Annotated in this window: 15 protein-coding genes; 10 read left to right on the plus strand and 5 right to left on the minus strand. The window is 60.0% G+C overall.

Annotated elements, in window-relative coordinates; all coding sequences use genetic code 11:
* Window positions 1–36 precede the first annotated feature (36 nt).
* The gene (locus RYA97_RS02735) at window positions 37–582 is read left to right on the plus strand and encodes a DUF4174 domain-containing protein (protein ID WP_005733079.1); all 546 of its coding nucleotides are present in this window, start codon (window positions 37–39) and stop codon (window positions 580–582) included.
* Window positions 583–635: 53 nt separating this feature from the next.
* On the opposite strand, the gene RYA97_RS02740 is transcribed toward RYA97_RS02735, so the two are convergent.
* Complete coding sequence (locus tag RYA97_RS02740; protein ID WP_002553546.1) at window positions 636–1,076, minus strand: CBS domain-containing protein; 441 nt, start codon at window positions 1,074–1,076, stop codon at window positions 636–638.
* A 222-nt stretch (window positions 1,077–1,298) separates the two neighbouring features.
* Here RYA97_RS02740 and RYA97_RS02745 point away from each other — a divergent pair, with 222 nt between their 5' ends.
* Entirely contained in the window at window positions 1,299–3,662 is a 2,364-nt protein-coding gene (locus RYA97_RS02745; protein ID WP_117139944.1) for a DNA polymerase II, read from the plus strand.
* Here RYA97_RS02745 and RYA97_RS02750 read toward each other — a convergent pair.
* A complete protein-coding gene (locus RYA97_RS02750) occupies window positions 3,659–4,504 on the minus strand; it encodes an NAD-dependent protein deacetylase (protein ID WP_117139943.1) in 846 nt (281 codons plus the stop codon). The two genes, RYA97_RS02745 and RYA97_RS02750, sit on opposite strands and share 4 nt — an antisense overlap.
* Window positions 4,505–4,669: 165 nt before the next feature.
* Between RYA97_RS02750 and RYA97_RS02755 the strand changes: the two genes are divergently transcribed.
* Window positions 4,670–5,512: a PhzF family phenazine biosynthesis protein gene (locus tag RYA97_RS02755; RefSeq protein WP_005744138.1), complete on the plus strand. Its 843-nt coding sequence runs from the start codon at window positions 4,670–4,672 to the stop codon at window positions 5,510–5,512.
* Window positions 5,513–5,582: 70 nt separating this feature from the next.
* Here RYA97_RS02755 and RYA97_RS02760 read toward each other — a convergent pair whose 3' ends face one another.
* The 3 genes from RYA97_RS02760 to RYA97_RS02770 all read right to left on the minus strand — a co-directional run bounded on the left by RYA97_RS02760 (window position 5,583) and on the right by RYA97_RS02770 (window position 8,568).
* Window positions 5,583–6,422, minus strand: coding sequence for a TIGR03915 family putative DNA repair protein (locus tag RYA97_RS02760; RefSeq protein WP_016981963.1), 840 nt, complete (start codon window positions 6,420–6,422; stop codon window positions 5,583–5,585).
* A complete protein-coding gene (locus RYA97_RS02765; RefSeq protein WP_016981964.1) occupies window positions 6,419–7,639 on the minus strand; it encodes a putative DNA modification/repair radical SAM protein in 1,221 nt (406 codons plus the stop codon). Before RYA97_RS02765 ends, RYA97_RS02760 begins: the two co-directional genes overlap by 4 nt.
* A 71-nt stretch (window positions 7,640–7,710) precedes the next feature.
* A complete protein-coding gene (locus tag RYA97_RS02770) occupies window positions 7,711–8,568 on the minus strand; it encodes a LysR substrate-binding domain-containing protein (protein WP_005777714.1) in 858 nt (285 codons plus the stop codon).
* A gap of 256 nt (window positions 8,569–8,824) precedes the next feature.
* Between RYA97_RS02770 and RYA97_RS02775 the strand changes: the two genes are divergently transcribed.
* The 7 genes from RYA97_RS02775 (at window position 8,825) to RYA97_RS02805 (ending at window position 15,538) form a co-directional block, all read left to right on the plus strand.
* Entirely contained in the window at window positions 8,825–9,667 is an 843-nt protein-coding gene (locus tag RYA97_RS02775) for a transporter substrate-binding domain-containing protein (protein WP_029240997.1), read from the plus strand.
* A gap of 67 nt (window positions 9,668–9,734) precedes the next feature.
* Window positions 9,735–10,574, plus strand: coding sequence for a transporter substrate-binding domain-containing protein (locus RYA97_RS02780; protein WP_005744133.1), 840 nt, complete (start codon window positions 9,735–9,737; stop codon window positions 10,572–10,574).
* Window positions 10,571–11,992 carry an FAD-binding oxidoreductase gene (locus RYA97_RS02785; protein ID WP_117139942.1) on the plus strand — a complete coding sequence of 474 codons (1,422 nt, stop codon included), beginning with the start codon at window positions 10,571–10,573 and terminating at the stop codon, window positions 11,990–11,992. The genes RYA97_RS02780 and RYA97_RS02785 overlap by 4 nt, the downstream gene beginning before the upstream one ends.
* Window positions 11,989–13,206 (plus strand): aminotransferase class I/II-fold pyridoxal phosphate-dependent enzyme, encoded by a 1,218-nt coding sequence (locus RYA97_RS02790; RefSeq protein WP_117139941.1) that lies wholly within the window; start codon window positions 11,989–11,991, stop codon window positions 13,204–13,206. The genes RYA97_RS02785 and RYA97_RS02790 overlap by 4 nt, the downstream gene beginning before the upstream one ends.
* Entirely contained in the window at window positions 13,203–13,937 is a 735-nt protein-coding gene (locus tag RYA97_RS02795; RefSeq protein WP_005744131.1) for an amino acid ABC transporter permease, read from the plus strand. The genes RYA97_RS02790 and RYA97_RS02795 overlap by 4 nt, the downstream gene beginning before the upstream one ends.
* Window positions 13,927–14,715 carry an amino acid ABC transporter permease gene (locus tag RYA97_RS02800; protein WP_005744130.1) on the plus strand — a complete coding sequence of 263 codons (789 nt, stop codon included), beginning with the start codon at window positions 13,927–13,929 and terminating at the stop codon, window positions 14,713–14,715. Before RYA97_RS02795 ends, RYA97_RS02800 begins: the two co-directional genes overlap by 11 nt.
* Entirely contained in the window at window positions 14,702–15,538 is an 837-nt protein-coding gene (locus RYA97_RS02805) for an amino acid ABC transporter ATP-binding protein (protein ID WP_005744129.1), read from the plus strand. The genes RYA97_RS02800 and RYA97_RS02805 overlap by 14 nt, the downstream gene beginning before the upstream one ends.
* Window positions 15,539–15,576 lie beyond the last annotated feature (38 nt).

The raw sequence follows: 15,576 nt of genomic DNA on the forward strand, positions 1-15,576 counted from the left end.
GCGATGGCTACCCAATGGATTTGAAAGGAGCCCACCATGTTAATCCGGTCCCTGACCCTCGCCACCCTGCTTGTCGCTGCCGGTACAGCACTTGCCGCTGACAGCGATGGCCCTTTGGCCCAGGAGCGCGGCAAGTCGCGCCCGCTGATCATCATCGCACCCAGCCCGGCTGATCCGGCGCTGAGCCACCTCAAGGATGCGCTGAAGGAGTCTGCCAATCATAAAGACTTCACAGAGCGCAATATGGTGCTGTTCACGGTGGTGAACACTATCGGCGAGCGTGACGGCAAGAGCATGGACCCCCAGTCGACCATGGCCTTGATTCGTGAATTGAAGCTGGGCGCGGGTGTCGGTACCAAGGTCATTCTGGTGGGCAAGGACGGCGAGAAAAAGATCGACAAGACTATCGGCAAGTCAGAATCGGTAGACCTTAAAGAGATCTTCGCCACCATCGACCAGATGCCAATGCGCGAGAAAGAGGCATCCGCGCCGCCACCAGAGCCAGAGGCCAAGCCTGCACCGGCCGAAAAACCGGCCAAGCCAGTCAAGGGCGGGGCACCTGGCAAGACGCTGGATGACTGAGTGACCGGCGCAGCGTGCGGTAATCGCGCGTTGCGCCTGGCGTGCCGTTCGGCTCACTCGCCGCGAATGTACTGCTCAAGCTGCTGAATGAGACTGGCCTGTTCGGCAATGGCTTCCTTCACCAGGTCGCCGATCGACAGCAGGCCCAGCAGCTGGCCGTCTTCCACGACCGGCAGATGGCGCAGATGGCTGTCGGTCATGATCCCCATGCACGCTTCGACGCTCTGTTGCGAGTCGACGGTAATGACTTTGTTGCTCATGATTTCTCTGACCGGCGTGCCCACCGAGGAGCGCCCCTTGAGGATCACCTTGCGTGCATAGTCGCGCTCACTGACGACGCCGACCACCACGTTGCCCTCGACCACCGGCAGCGCACCGATGTTCTTTTCCGCCATCAGCCTGAGCGCATCGAGCACCATCTGGTCCGGGCCGATGGTATGCACTTGCTGGTTTTGCAGGTCTTTCAATTTCAGTAGTTGGGCGACGGTTTTCATGGTGCTCTCCGTGATCGGGACCTGTAAGACTGTAGTGCATTTTCAGGCGCACTACAGAATCGTGCAGCGCGCAGAATCGAGCAACAAATAAATAGGGATAAGGGGCATAGACGCAATTAATTGACAGCGCCTGAAAATGGCCTGAATTCGACTACCGACCGCGCGCTTGATCTCACAGCCAAGTAGAATCAACGGTTTCGTCATGCGGTCGAGGTAGCAGCGTTGGATTTACAGCAGGGCTTCATCCTGAGTCGGCACTGGCAAGATACGCCCGCCGGGACCGAGGTCGACTTCTGGTTGGCCACCGATCAGGGGCCTCGCCATATTCGCCTGCCTTGCCAGCCCTCCGTCGCCTTTATTCCCGCCGAGCAGGGCGAGCGTGCGCGGTCGCTGTTGCGTACCGAGCGAGGGGTGGAATTGCGTCCGCTGGAACTTTGCGATTTTCGCCATCGACCTGTGCTCGGTGTGTATTGCCAGCAGCACCGCCAGTTGATGAACATCGAAAAACTGCTGCGTAGAGGCAATGTCGATGTTTACGAGGCAGACATTCGCCCACCCGAGCGCTATCTGATGGAGCGCTTCATCACCGCGCCAGTGCAATTCAGCGGTACGCCGGATGCCGAGGGCGTGCTTTGCGACGCGCAAATCAGGCCGGCACCCGATTACCGTCCCAGCCTGAAGCTGGCGTCGCTCGATATCGAAACCACGGCGCGTGGCGACCTGTATTCGATCGCGCTGGAGGGCTGTGGTCAGCGCCAGGTGTACATGCTGGGGCCACCCAATGGCGGCGACGAGGAGCTGGATTTTCAGCTCGATTATTGCGATACCCGCGCGCAGTTGCTGGAGTGCCTGAATGGCTGGCTGGCGTTGCACGATCCTGACGCAATCATCGGCTGGAACGTCGTGCGGTTCGACCTGCGGGTTCTGCATGAACATGCCCAGCGCCTGCAAGTGCCATTGCGGCTCGGGCGTGGCGGTGAAGCAATGGGCTGGCGGGAGCATGGCAGCCGTAACAATCATTTTTTTGCCGAGGTCAGCGGGCGGCTGATCATCGACGGGATCGAGGCCTTGCGTTCCGCGACCTGGAGCTTTCCGTCGTTCAGTCTCGAGAATGTCGCGCAGACCCTGCTGGGCGAGGGCAAGGCCATTGATACGCCTTACCAGCGCATGGACGAAATCAACCGCATGTTCGCCGAGGACAAGCCTGCGCTGGCGCGTTACAACATCAAGGATTGCGAGCTGGTGACGCGCATCTTCGCCAAGACCCAGTTGCTGACCTTTCTGCTTGAACGCGCCACCGTAACGGGCCTGCCCGCTGACCGCAGCGGTGGTTCGGTGGCCGCGTTCTGCCATCTGTACATTCCGCTGATGCACCGCCAGGGCTTCGTCGCGCCCAATCTGGGCGAACGCATGCCGGAGGCAAGCCCCGGTGGTTTTGTGATGGATTCCCAGCCGGGGCTCTATGAGTCGGTGCTGGTGCTGGACTACAAGAGCCTTTATCCGTCGATCATTCGAACCTTTCTCATCGACCCGGTGGGGTTGATCGAAGGGATGCGTCACCCCGAGGACAGCGCGTCGGTGCCAGGCTTTCGCGGCGCGCGGTTTTCCCGCACCCGCCATAGCCTGCCAGCGATCGTGGAACGAGTGTGGCAAGGTCGGGAGACCGCCAAGCGCGAGCACAATGCGCCGTTGTCCCAAGCCCTGAAAATCATCATGAATGCCTTCTACGGCGTGCTGGGGTCGAGTGGCTGCCGGTTCTTCGATCCGCGGCTGGCCTCATCGATCACCTTGCGCGGGCATGAAATCATGCTCAAGACCCGCGACCTCATCCAGGCACAGGGCTATACCGTAATCTACGGCGATACCGACTCGACGTTTGTCTGGCTGGGCCGTCCTCACGGGCAGGAAGAAGCGGCAAGCATCGGCAAGACGCTGGTGCAACAGGTCAACCAGTGGTGGCGCGAGCACCTGCACAATGAATATGGCTTGCACAGCGCGCTGGAGTTGCAATACGAAACGCATTTTCGCCGCTTCCTGATGCCAACCGTGCGCGGCGCGGAGGAGGGCAGCAAGAAACGCTACGCCGGACTGGTCACTCGCGCCGACGGTTCCGAGGAGATGGTCTACAAGGGCCTGGAAACCGTGCGCACCGACTGGTCGCCGCTGGCTCAGCAGTTTCAGCAGGAGCTATACCTGCGCATCTTCAAGCGCCAGCCGTATCAGAATTATGTGCGTGACTACGTGCAGCGCACCTTGTCAGGCGAACTGGATGACCTGTTGATCTACCGCAAGCGCCTGCGCCGCAAGCTCGATGATTATCAGCGCAACGTGCCGCCACACGTGCGCGCCGCGCGGCTCGCCGATGAATACAACGATCAGCAGGGGCGTCCGCGTCAATATCAGAGCGGCGGCTGGATCAGCTATGTGATGACCACTGCCGGGCCGGAACCACTGGAGATTCGTCACGCGCCGATTGACTACGACCATTACGTGACTCGCCAGTTACAACCACTGGCGGATGCGATCCTGCCGTTTGTCGACGATGATTTCAGCACGCTGATCGGCGGGCAATTAGGGTTGTTCTAACGCGCGCTGAGCTGCTCGGCGATCCACGGCAGTACCTGCTCGCATGATGCTTCGATCTTCATTTCAAGCAATTCGTCCGCGCGGGTCTTGCCGTGGTTGATGGCGATGACCGGTTTGCCCTGTTCGACCATTGCCTTGCACAGGCGGAACGCCGACCAGGCCATCAATGACGTGCCAACCACCAGCAAGCCTCCCGCCTGTTCGACACTCGACGTTGCCTTTGCAGCGGTCTGCGGCGCGACGTTCTCACCAAAGAACACAACGTCCGGCTTGAGTCTGTCGCCCTCGCAATGCGGGCAACGGGGCACCTTGAAACCAGCCTCGAAAGCCGGGTCCAGCAGGGTGTCGCCATCGGGTGCCTGTTTTGCATCAACGCCTAGCAGATAGGGGTTTTGCTCCAGCATCTGCTCTTGAATATCCGCCCGCTCGCTGCGTTGCTGACAATCCAGGCACAGTACACGGTGCAGGCTGCCGTGCAGCTCGATGACGTCCTGGCTTCCGGCCTGACTGTGCAGTGCATCAACGTTCTGGGTAATCAGTCCGCTGATGGCATTTTCAACCTGCAATGCAGCCAGTGCCCGATGCGCGGCATTGGCCTGCGCCGCGCGAATACGCGGCCAGCCCAGCATCGCCCGCGCCCAGTAACGTTGGCGCGCAGCGGGGTTGCCGACAAACTCTTGATACATCATCGGCTGTTTGCCACGCCGCACGCCGTCCTTGTCGCGGTAGTCCGGAATGCCGGACGCGGTGCTGATACCTGCGCCGGTGACGACCAAAAAGGACTTGCCGGTCATTGTCTCGCAAAGTGTTTCGAGCTGACTGTAGGTTGTAGTGTCCAGCATCTTCAAACCTCGAATGACTCATGTTGTCCGGACCTGTGTCTGCCAGATTAGCAGGCGAGTGCGAGCTGTGAGCGGCCAAGGCGAGCGTTGGTTCAATAGACCGTTGTCTACCCGGTGGCGTGCGTGGCAACCTTGGTTCTTTAACACCTTGCCAAGGAAGCTCAGATGCGCTCGTTTCATTTCAAACAACTGGATGTGTTCAGCGATCAGCCTTTGCTCGGTAATCCGCTGGCGGTGGTGCTGGGCGCGGACGGGCTGAGTGATGAACAGATGGCCGCCTTTGCACGCTGGACCAACCTGAGTGAAACCACGTTTCTGCTCAAACCGACAGACCCGCGCGCCGACTATCGTGTACGTATTTTCACGACCCTTAGAGAGCTTTCGTTTGCAGGTCACCCCACTCTGGGCAGTTGCCACGCATGGCTCGAAAGCGGTGGCGCGGCGCAGGGTGAGGAAATTATCCAGGAGTGCGGGATCGGTCTGGTGCGCATTCGTCGCGAGGGCAGCGGGCTGGCATTCACTGCGCCGCCTTTGTTGCGTTCGGGCACCGTAGACCCTGAATTGATCGAGCAGATCCGCCTCGGTATGAAGCTGGGTGCGGGTGAGATTCTGGATGCGCGCTGGGTGGATAACGGCCCGGGTTGGGTCGCCTTCAGGCTGGCAGATCGCGCCAGTGTTCTGAGCTTGCAGCCGGATTACACACTATTGAGCGGCCTGAAACTCGGCGTCGTTGCGCCATGGGCCCCGGCAGTCGATGGGGATGAGGCGCAATTTGAAGTGCGTGCCTTTATTCCGGGCGATGGTATGGCGGAAGACCCGGTGACCGGCAGCCTCAATGCCGGAATCGCTCGCTGGTTTCTGGAAGAGGGGCTGGCACCGGACAATTACATCGTCAGCCAAGGCACCGCGCTCGGCCGCAAGGGGCGAGTCTCCATTCAGCGTGTAGGTGAGGATATCTGGGTGGGCGGCTCGACGGTTACCTGCATTGAAGGGCGCGTTTCGCTTTAGGCGCTTGTCGTCATAGACAACACCTGAAGAGCACAGAGTGCCGGGTAGCAAGAGCCCGCGAGTGAAAGACTCAATCCCTGTGCGCAATCTTCTTGCCACGTCTGGCGGCGATATCGCTGGCCTGGCCGTCGCGTTGTTTGCCAGTCCGGGCCTGGGTGATGAGCGCTGGAATCAAAGGGCCTTCGGGCAGATTCTTCCAGAAGCGCGAAGGGAAGTGGCCCTCCATGACTTTGGGGTTCAGGCGTGCAGGATTGAAGATGTGGCTGTAATAGGTGAGCCACAACTCGCCATGCGGGTCTTCGACCTGCCGGGCCATGGTCTGCCACGCTTCAGGGCAGCGGCGCTCGTGGATCAGCTGTTTGCCGTCGTAATACACGCCGTCCTGAGGGGTAGCGATCATCCAGCGGTGCTGGCCCATGCGGCCGATGAAATGCTCACTGGCACTGAGCAGAATATCGTGCGCCGGCTCATGCCAGGCCACGTACTGCGGGCGCATGATGGCCGCGTCATCAGCGACAGGCGGCAAAGCCACAAAACGTAGAAACGCGTGCAAATGATGCGCCTCACGTCTGACCGACTTGAGACGACGGTGCAGCTCGCTGCCGAGTTTGTCGCCGGCCATCATGGCCGTGCGATCACCGTGGGTGACGCGCCACAGCACTTCGTACAACAGGCTCCAGCGCTGATCGCCCCGGTAGCGCGAGGCGCTTTCCAGCAGTTGCACCAATTCCAGCGGGACCCGGGCCAGAAAGGGGCCCTGTTCCTGCGGGTATTCTTCTTCGCTGCCAAACAGGTCGGCGGCGTCCGGTGACTTCCAGCTGACCTGGCTGGGGTCGATCTCATGGCTCAGCAGCCAGCGTGCCTGTTGCCGCCAGGTGCCGAACAGGTCGTCGCAGTCCAGACAGATCATCCCCACAGCCCCATTTGCTGAGGCTGCGGCCGGTCACGCAGCTGGTGATGCAGAAATTCGCTGGTGGTTTCCGCATGCGGCGGGTGGTAATCGCTGGTAATGATAAACGGCTTGGCCTTGGCCAGTATGCAGCGCATGCGGGTGAGGTCTTCGTAGCGGATACGCCGCTGCCTACGCAGCTCGACCAGCCGCTGGGTGGTACGAATGCCGATGCCTGGCACCCGGGCAATCAGCGCCGCGTCGGCCTTGTTCAGGTCCAGCGGAAACACCTGCCGGTTGCCCAGCGCCCAGGCCAGCTTGGGGTCAATGTCCAGCGCCAGGTCACCGGGGCCGCTGAGCAATTCACCTGCAGTAAAACCGTAGCCGCGCAAAAGGAAGTCGGCCTGATACAGCCGGTGCTCGCGCATCAGCGGCGGTGCAGCCAGTGGCACACTGTTGGGGCTGTTGGGGATCGGGCTGAACGCTGAATAGTAGACCCGGCGCAGTTTGAAGTCGCTGTACAGCGACTGCGCGCTGTGCAGGATGGTGCTGTCGTCGGTAGCGTCGGCACCGACGATCATTTGCGTGCTTTGCCCGGCCGGGGCAAAGCGCGGCGATCGCGGCTCGTTGCGCACGGTTTGCTCGCCGGTGTAAATGGTTTGCATGGCCTGTTTGATCGACGCGACGTCTTTTTCCGGTGCAAGGGTTTGCAGGCTCAGGTCGGTCGGCAGCTCGATATTGACGCTGAGGCGGTCGGCATAGCGACCGGCTTTTTCGATCAGCGCCGGATCGGCGTCGGGGATGGTCTTGAGGTGGATATAACCGCGAAACTCGTGCACCTCGCGCAACAACCGGGCGACCTCGACCAGTTGCTCCATGGTGTAGTCCGCAGAGCGAATGATCCCGGAACTCAAAAACAGCCCGCTGACGCAATTGCGACGATAGAAGTCCAGCGTCAGGGTGACCACTTCTTCGGGCGTGAAGCGCGCACGGGGCACGTCGCTGGAGCGGCGGTTGACGCAGTACTGGCAGTCGTAAAAGCAGAAATTGGTCAACAGGATTTTCAGCAACGACACGCAACGGCCATCCGGCGTATAGCTATGGCAGATGCCCATGCCGTTGGTGGAACCCAGACCGGATTTGTCCTGCGAGCTGCGCTTGGGTGCTCCACTGCTGGCGCACGACGCATCGTACTTGGCGGCGTCCGCCAGAATGCTGAGCTTGTCGATAAGCTGCATGAAGTACCCCTTTACTGTTTGCATGTACAGTATAGGGCTGTGCGCCTCGCCACAAGTACCGCACGGCGGAGTTATAAGCCCTGGCTTGTCCTTATCAACTCATAGGCCTTGCGCACCAGCGGGTTCAGGGTATTGGGCCGGATCCACAGGTGGTAGGTCACGTCCGGTAGCCGTGGCAGGCCGTCGTTCTCACCCAGCACGCGCATATCCGGGCCGAGCATTTCCATGCTGCGCGGCGTTACTCCCAGGCCTGCTCGGGTTGCAGCCTTGATACCGATCAGGTTGGACGCCAGATACGCCTGACGCCATGGAATGTTGGCAGCTTCCAGCGCCTGCAAGGCATAGCGCCGGTAAATGCTCGGTTCGTCGACCAGAATCAACGGCAGCGGCTCGCTGGGTACATGAATGTAGTGCGCCGAGCAGATCCACCAGACCGGAGAGGTGCGCAGTGCGAAGCCCTCCAGGGTCGGATCTTCACGAGTGGAAATAACCATGTCGACCTTGCCACGATGCAGGTCGTCCATCAGAAACGGGCTGCGCCCCACGTCGATCTCCAGCCTCAGGCGCGGAGCTGAGCGGGCGATGTGGCTGAGCAGCGGCGGCAAAATGGTGTCGGCGATGTCGTGGGGTGAGCCGATGCGCAAGATGCCGCTAAGGCTGCTGTCGCGCAAGGAATTCAGGGCGTCGTCGTTGAGCGACAGCATTTGTCGGGCATGCCTGAGCAACTGCCGACCCGATTCGGTCAGGTGTTTCTGTCGCCCCTGTTTCTGAAACAGGCTGACGCCGACCTGCTGTTCCAGGCGCTGCATGTGTTGAGTTACCGAGGATTGGGTGCGCGCCAGTTGTGCACCTGCCAGGGCGAAGCTGTGGTAGTCGACCACCGCAACGAAGGTGCGCAGCAGTTCCAGGTCGAGGGTCGATGTCGGCATTGTCGAGTCGGGCGTTTTCAAGGTCGAACTCATATCAGGGCGGTGGGTTAATACATTACGTAGTTTTATGTTTATTGTGCAGTCTGTGTGACTGACTTCCATAACTATCAACGTTTATTGAGTTTTAAGCGTGCAGAACCGCTTGCCGTACTTAAAGTTATAACCATATTTGATATTTGAATTTCCGTTAACGGATGGCGATCCGTAGTGTCGCGGTATCAGGTCGGGGGACGCCGATCATCAGCCGGGGAATTTCATGTCGAACAAGCGCTCATCCGTTTCAGGTTTTTTTCCCGCCATGCTGGGTGTTCTGGCCAGCCTGACTGTGAGCAGCGCGGCGCTGGCCGATGCCACGCTTGACAGGATTCAGGAGCGCCATCGTCTGGTGGTCGGCGTGTTGCTGTCGGGTGGACCGTTTGGCTCTATCGACCCGCAAACCCGCAAGCCCAAGGGCGTCAATGTGGAACTGGCCGAAGATATCGGCAAGCGTCTGGGTGTCGACGTTGAACTGGTGTCGGTACTGACCGCCAACCGTGTGCAATTTCTGCAGCAGGGTAAGGTGGACCTGTTGATTGCCAACATGGAATGGACGCCCGAGCGCGGCCAGCTGCTGGGCTCGGTGCCAACGCCGTTTTACCGCGTCGGTGGCACGGCCGCTGTGCTCAAGGACAGCAAGATAACCCGCTGGGAAGACCTCAAGGGCCAGCCAGTCTGCACCTCGCAAGGCAGCAGCTATATCAAGGCGCTGACTGAGTTCGGTGCCGACATCAAGGCGTTCAAAAGTTCGTCCGAATCGCTGTTGGCGCTGCGAGGCAACAATTGCGTGGCTGCTGTGCACGACGCCACGCTGGTCAACCCGCTGCTGGCTGGAAATGACGAATGGAAGGACTATCGCGCCATCACTCCGGAACTCAACCCGGCCCCGTCGGTGATCTGGACCCGTTCCGGGGAGGCCGACACGCAGAAGCGGCTGGACAGTATCGTTCAGGAATGGCATCGCAGCGGTTGGCTGATCGAGCTGGAAAAACGCTACAACATCACTCCTCCTTCTCCAGCGCTGGTCGAGCTGCATGAGCAGTTCACGAGCAAGGGCGCCTGATCTCACCTTTCCCGTTTCACTATTCCCACGCCGATTGGTACGACCTCGGCCAATAAGGAAGGCATTCATGAGCAGCATTTTTTCGGGCAGGACATGGACCGCACTCGGGTTGATACTGTGTGCAGGTCTGGCCCAGGCTGATGCGACACTGGAGCGTATCAACGAGCGCCACAAGGTCAGTGTGGGAGTCCTTCTCAGCGGTCCGCCGTTCGGCACTATCGACCCGGCAACCGGCGACCATCAGGGCTATAACGTCGAGCTGTCCAAAGAGCTTGCCAAACGACTGAGTGTCGACCTGGAAACAGTTTCGGTGCTGGCACCCAACCGTGTGCAGTTTTTGCAGCAAGGCAAGGTCGACCTGTTGATTGCCAACATGCAGTTCACCGAAGAGCGGGCGCAGATTCTGGATTACGTGCCCACGCCTTATGAAGAAGTGGGTGGCGCGGCGCTGGTGCGCAAGGGCTCGGGCATCAGCATGTGGGAGGACCTTAAAGGCAAGCCGGTATGCGTGTCGCAGGGCAGTAATTTCATCAAACCCTTGCAGGAACTCTACGGCGCGCAGATCAAGGCGTTCCGAAGCCAGTCCGAATCGCTGCTGTCGCTGCGCGGCAATGGTTGTGTCGCGGCCGTGCATGTCAGCCCGACCATGCGCACCTTGCTGTCCGAAAAGGAATGGTCCGGCTATGAAATACCCGTGCCGACCGATCTCATCCCGTCCAGCTCGGTGATCTGGGTTCGCAAGGGTGAGCACGATATTCAGGCTCGCCTGGATGCCATTGTCCGTGACTGGCATCGCAGTGGCTGGCTGATAGAACTGGGCAAGCGCACCGGTATGGAGCCATCGCAGGCGCTGCGCGATCTGCATGAAAAGTTTCGCGACAGTGCGCCACTGGCTGTCACACCATGAGCGAGCCGTTGTTCGCTGCGTTGCAGCAATTGTTGGGCGACAGCCATGTGCAGCGGGGTGCCCAGGCCAGCGATCGCTTGATCGACCGGCAAGGGCGCTATACCGGGCAGGTGATTGCTGTGGTGCATCCGGGTGATACCGAGCAGGTTGCCGAGGTGGTACGACTCTGCGTGGCACATTCAGCGCCGGTGGTGGTGCAGGGCGGTAATACCGGTTTGATGGGCGCTGCGACACCCGACGCCAGTGGTCGGGCGGTGCTGTTTTTGCTGGATCGCATGAATCAGGTGCGCGAAATCGACACTGACAATGACACCCTGACGGTCGAAGCGGGCTGCATCCTGCAAGATTTGCAGGATGCAGCCCGGCAGGCGGATCGTCTGTTTCCGTTGAGCCTGGGCGCGCAAGGCAGTTGCACTATCGGGGGCAACCTGGGTACCAACGCAGGAGGCAATGCGGTGTTGCGCTACGGCAACATGCGCGAGTTGACGCTGGGGCTTGAGGTGGTTACCGCTCAGGGCGAAATATGGAATGGCCTGCGTGGTCTGCGCAAGGACAATACCGGTTATGACCTGCGGGATCTGTTCATTGGCAGCGAAGGCACGCTGGGTATCATCACCGCTGCGACGCTGAAGCTTTTTCCGTTGCCCAAGGCTCAGGCAATTGCCTTTCTGGCGTTTGACTCCCTGGCCGATGCGGTTGCCTTTCTGTCTCACGCCCGCGCCGGCCTTGGCGCTGGGCTGACGGCTTTCGAGCTGCTCAGCGCCGATTGTCTTGCGCTGCTGCGTGAGCAGTTCACGCAGGGGGCGCAGCCGTTTCGTAACGCACCGCAACCCTGGTTCGCGTTGCTGGAATTGTCGGATAACCGCAGCGAGGAACACGCCCGTGAAACGTTTGAAACGGTGCTCGGTGATGCGATCGAGCAGGGTTTGCTGGCTGATGCGCTGATCGCCGAGAGCCTGGCGCAGGGGCAGGCGCTGTGGTTGCTGCGGGAAAACATGAGTGAGGCGCAGAAACGTGCCGGTCGCAATATGAAGCACGATATTTCTGTGCCGATTTCTCGCGTCGTCGACTTCGTGACCCACACCGATGCCTTGTTGCAAGCGCACTTTCCAGGTGTCCGTCATTTCACCTTCGGGCATCTGGGCGACGGTAATCTGCATTACAACGTCGCACATCCGCTGGGCTCCAGCGTCGAGGCACACATGGTCAACTACGCCGCTTTGAGCCGGTTGGTGCATGACAGCGCGTATGCACATGGCGGCTCGATCAGCGCCGAACATGGCATCGGGCAACGCAAGCGGGACATGTTGACCGATTACAAGAGTCCGGTGGAGCTGGACTTGATGCATCGTATCAAGCACGCGCTGGACCCGCTCAATTTGCTCAATCCGGGCAAGGTACTGGAGGCTCGGACATGAGTATCGTTCTGTCAAAGCGAGTGCAGCGCGTTTCGCTGTCAGCCAATGCTGCAGCCAAATCACAGGCGACGGCCTTGCGTGAGGGTGGTGCCGATATCCTCGACCTGACCACCGGCGAGCCTGATTTCGATACCCCGCAGCACATCAAGAACGCTGCGTTCGAGGCCATTGACCGTGGCGACACCAAATACACGCCAACACCGGGGGTGCGTGCATTGCGTGAGGCAGTGCAGCGCAAACTGCGACGGGAAAATCATCTGGATTACTCATTGGCTTCCGTCGTGATCGCCAACGGTGCCAAACAGATCATCTTCAATGCCTTTGCCGCGACGCTGAATGACGGCGACGAGGTGCTGATACCTGTCCCTTACTGGCCGTCGTTCCCGGATAGCGTGCGTTTCAATGGTGGCGAACCGGTATTCATCGAGTGCGGGCTGGAGCAGGGCTGCAAGCTGACCCCGGAGCAACTGGAACAGCACATCAATGAACGCACCCGCTGGTTGATCCTCAACGGGCCGGGCAATCCCAGCGGTGCGGTGTATGACCGAGAGGAGTTACTGGCTTTGGCGCATGTGCTGCGTCGTCACCCGAACGTGCTGATTCTTCTGGACGAGTTGTACGAACATATCCGCTTTGACGGTCAAGCGGCCCTGAGCCTGCTCAATGTAGCTGCGGACTTGCAGTCGCGCTGTCTGCTGGTCGGCGGCGTGTCGAAAACCTATGCCATGACGGGCTGGCGTATAGGTTTCGGTGCCGGTCCGCAGGACCTGACCAGTGCCATGACGGTCGTTCAGTCGCAATCGACTTCGGGCGCTTCATCGGTGGGCCAGGCGGCGGCGCTGGCCGCCTTCGAAGGCGGGTTGGGGTTTCTTGCGGAGCAGGTGGCGGCCTACCGGCAGCGCCGCGATGTGCTGGTGGCGGCGCTGGGGCAGGTGGCCGGGCTTGAGGTGCTGGTACCGCAAGGTGGCTTTTTTGTTTTTGTGCGCTGTGCCGGGTTGCTGGGGCGTTATCGTCCGGACGGCCAGCGCGTGAACAGCGATGCCGACGTGGTTGCCTGGCTGCTGGAGTCCGGAGTGGCCGGTGTGGCAGGCAGCGCCTATGGCTTGTCGCCCTGGTTTCGGCTGTCCATCGCGACGGCGACTGAAACGGTCCGCGAAGCCGGTCGACGTATTGCCCGCGCCTGTGCGCAATTGCATTCCGGTGAAACCACATGAACCACTGGCTTGAGTCGTGGGTGCAGTGGGCGGCCAGCGTCGGTTTGAACTACACCTTTTTGCTCGATGCCTATCAGCGCGGCACGATGCTGGAGGGGGCCGTCACAACCCTGTGGTTGTGCCTGTTCACCATCATTGGCAGCTTGCTGACGGGTGTCGGTCTGGCGGCAATGCTGACCTCGGGCAAGACCTGGCTGGCAGTGCCTGCGCGGGTATTTATCGAAGTGACTCGCAACACACCGACGCTGGTGCAGCTGTACTGCGCTTTTCTGGTGTTGAACATGCTGCTGACCCAGGCGGTCGGTGCAGCGAACCCGTTGACGCCTTTCGCCTGGGTGGTGATCGTGATTTCCCTGCATAAGGGTGCATTCCACGCCGAAGCGCTGCGGGCCGGTATCGAGGCAGTGCCCGCCGTGACCCTGGAAGCTGCCAGTTCACTGGCCTTTAACAGTCGCCAGTTGTTGTGGAACGTCCAGTTGCCGCTGGCCGTGCGTTTCGCTTTGCCGTCGTTGGTCAACAACCTGATTGATCTGGTGAAGATGACCGCTGTGGCGTCGGCCATTGCGGTGAATGACATCACTTACGCATCAATCATGATCTGGACACAGAGTGACAACGTGCTGGAACTGATGATTCTTCTGCTGAGCTTTTTCGCGTTACTCAGCTTTGCGGTCAATTGTGCGGGGCGTGCCCTGGAAGCCCGTTTGAGGATGCCCGGTTATGGCGATTGATTCTTCACTGACGACGCTCCCTGCGTGGTCGCGTCGTCACCTGGTTTCACTAAGCCTGTTGGTGCTACTGGTGATCGCGCTGGCGTGGTGGACTGCGGAAAGTCCGGTGTTCAGCGCGCTGCTGCAATGGTCGCCTGCGCTGGCGGCCGGATTTGCACAGAACATTCTGATCAGCCTGGTCGCCATCGCTCTGGGTTCGATATTCGGCCTGTTGGTCGGGGCGCTGGGGCTTTCGCCATTCAGGTTGCTGCGTCTGCCGGCACGGCTCTGGGTGCAGGTGTTTCGTAACGCGCCCTGGCTGGTGCTGATCTACTTCACTACCTATGTTTTTCCGTTCGAGATAAAAGTCGCCGGGACTTACATTGCCTTTCCTGACTGGGTGAAAGTCACCCTTGGCCTGGCACTGCCCGCCAGCGCCAACGTGGCCGAAATCTTTCGTGGCGCTGTGGCGTCGATTCCCGCTACCCAATGGGAAGCGGCGCGCTCGCTGGCGTTTACCCGCGGGCAGATTTTTCGCTCGATCATCCTGCCCCAGTGCCTGAAACGCATGCTGCCGCCGTGGATGAACCTGTATGCAGTGATCACCATGGGCACTGCACTGGCTTCGCTGGTGGGTGTGCATGATGTGATCGACACAGCGCAGATCGCCAGCAATACGGTCAACCAGACCAGCTTCACCGTCATCATTTATTGCAGCCTGCTGGCGCTGTTCTTTGCCTATTGCTACCCCATTTCCCGTCTGACTCATTATCTGGAGCGACGTTATGCTTTCCATTGATCCCGCCGCACGCTCACTGGTCAGCCTGCGCGACCTGCACTTGTCGTTTGGCAGTAACCGTGTGCTCAAAGGCATTGACCTGGATGTCGAGCGCGGCCAGGCGGTGTCGATCATCGGGCCGTCCGGCTCCGGCAAGTCGACCATCCTGCGTTGCATCACCGGTTTGTTGCAGGCGCAGGGCGGCAGCATTCGTGTGGGCCAGACGCAAGTTGACGAGCTGACGCGTGAAGCCGAGCGTATCGAGCTGCGCAAGCGCGTGGGTTTTGTGTTTCAGCAATACAACCTGTTTCCGCATTTATCGGTGTTGGAGAACCTGGTCATAGCGCCACGCAAGGTGCTGGGCATCGAGCGCGGCGAGGCTGAAAAACAGGCGCGTGCATTGCTGGCCAAAGTACGCATGGAACACAAGGCTGATGCCTATCCAGGGCAGTTATCCGGTGGGCAACAGCAGCGCGTGGCCATTGCTCGTGCGCTGACGATGCGCCCGGAACTGATCCTTTTCGATGAGGTGACATCAGCGCTGGACCCGGAGACAGTCGGCGAGGTGCTGACTGTGATCCGCGAACTGACCGAAGAGGGCATGACCTGTTTGCTGGTCACTCACGAGATGCGCTTTGCCGAAGAGATCAGCGACCGGGTGTATTTCACCGAGAACGGGCGGATTGTCGAACACGGCAGCGCCGAGCAGATATTCCAGCGCCCGACCAGCGAACGCACGGCAGAATTTCTGCGTCATGCATTGGGCGAGTCGGGACGTCGACAAGCGGCTGTAGGCGATCCGTTTTTATTGAGCAATATCAGCCGCTACAGCTTGTCCGTTTGAGCCAGAACTTCCAGCGCCAGAACTTGAAAAACCGGAGC

It is taken from the genome of Pseudomonas syringae group sp. 26L6, from assembly GCF_032587815.1.
GTDB classification, from domain to species: domain Bacteria; phylum Pseudomonadota; class Gammaproteobacteria; order Pseudomonadales; family Pseudomonadaceae; genus Aquipseudomonas; species Aquipseudomonas amygdali.

Bases quoted from the DNA above. Each gene is read 5' to 3' on its own strand.
- RYA97_RS02780 (WP_005744133.1), top strand. From the start codon at position 9,735: ATGAGCAGCATTTTTTCGGGCAGGACATGGACCGCACTCGGGTTGATA.
- RYA97_RS02750 (WP_117139943.1), bottom strand. From the start codon at position 4,504: ATGCTGGACACTACAACCTACAGTCAGCTCGAAACACTTTGCGAGACA.
- RYA97_RS02800 (WP_005744130.1), top strand. From the start codon at position 13,927: ATGGCGATTGATTCTTCACTGACGACGCTCCCTGCGTGGTCGCGTCGT.
- RYA97_RS02790 (WP_117139941.1), top strand. From the start codon at position 11,989: ATGAGTATCGTTCTGTCAAAGCGAGTGCAGCGCGTTTCGCTGTCAGCC.
- RYA97_RS02755 (WP_005744138.1), top strand. From the start codon at position 4,670: ATGCGCTCGTTTCATTTCAAACAACTGGATGTGTTCAGCGATCAGCCT.
- RYA97_RS02805 (WP_005744129.1), top strand. From the start codon at position 14,702: ATGCTTTCCATTGATCCCGCCGCACGCTCACTGGTCAGCCTGCGCGAC.
- RYA97_RS02760 (WP_016981963.1), bottom strand. From the start codon at position 6,422: ATGATCTGTCTGGACTGCGACGACCTGTTCGGCACCTGGCGGCAACAG.
- RYA97_RS02735 (WP_005733079.1), top strand. From the start codon at position 37: ATGTTAATCCGGTCCCTGACCCTCGCCACCCTGCTTGTCGCTGCCGGT.
- RYA97_RS02785 (WP_117139942.1), top strand. From the start codon at position 10,571: ATGAGCGAGCCGTTGTTCGCTGCGTTGCAGCAATTGTTGGGCGACAGC.
- RYA97_RS02795 (WP_005744131.1), top strand. From the start codon at position 13,203: ATGAACCACTGGCTTGAGTCGTGGGTGCAGTGGGCGGCCAGCGTCGGT.
- RYA97_RS02740 (WP_002553546.1), bottom strand. From the start codon at position 1,076: ATGAAAACCGTCGCCCAACTACTGAAATTGAAAGACCTGCAAAACCAG.
- RYA97_RS02770 (WP_005777714.1), bottom strand. From the start codon at position 8,568: ATGCCGACATCGACCCTCGACCTGGAACTGCTGCGCACCTTCGTTGCG.
- RYA97_RS02765 (WP_016981964.1), bottom strand. From the start codon at position 7,639: ATGCAGCTTATCGACAAGCTCAGCATTCTGGCGGACGCCGCCAAGTAC.
- RYA97_RS02775 (WP_029240997.1), top strand. From the start codon at position 8,825: ATGTCGAACAAGCGCTCATCCGTTTCAGGTTTTTTTCCCGCCATGCTG.